This is a genomic window from Alteromonas sp. G5_S2_22_S1, assembly GCF_054968525.1.
This window is the reverse complement of sequence record NZ_JBQKUJ010000067.1, coordinates 1-346: the sequence shown is the minus strand read 5'-3', so window position 1 is coordinate 346 and position 346 is coordinate 1. Positions and strand designations below refer to the sequence as shown.

At 41.0% G+C, this 346-nt stretch carries 1 protein-coding gene; it reads left to right on the top strand.

What is annotated here, in order from left to right:
* On the top strand, positions 1–346 hold a 346-nt coding region (locus ACTRWF_RS19705; RefSeq protein ID WP_462836108.1), incomplete at both ends, for a tyrosine-type recombinase/integrase.

Below are 346 nucleotides of genomic sequence, written 5' to 3'. Positions count from 1 at the left end.
ATTAAAGACTTAAATAGGAGAATATGGGCGAGGACGACAAAAGCTGCTGGTCTAGATGGGCTGCGTTTTCACGACTTACGTCATAATTGGGCATCACGCCATGCGGAAAGTGGCACCGACTTATTAGCTATTAAAGAATTAGGGGGCTGGAAAACACTGGAGATGGTTCAGCGATACACACATCCATCGCTGAGTTATTTGTCACAGCAAGCAAACAATATTGTAAAAGAAAAAAATGATACCTTTGTCACAAAGTCAGGTTGTGACAAAAAATCGTCACACTTTGTGACAATCAATGGTCTGCTGATTAAAAAAGACAAGGCCCAGAAATGGAAAAACCTGATAG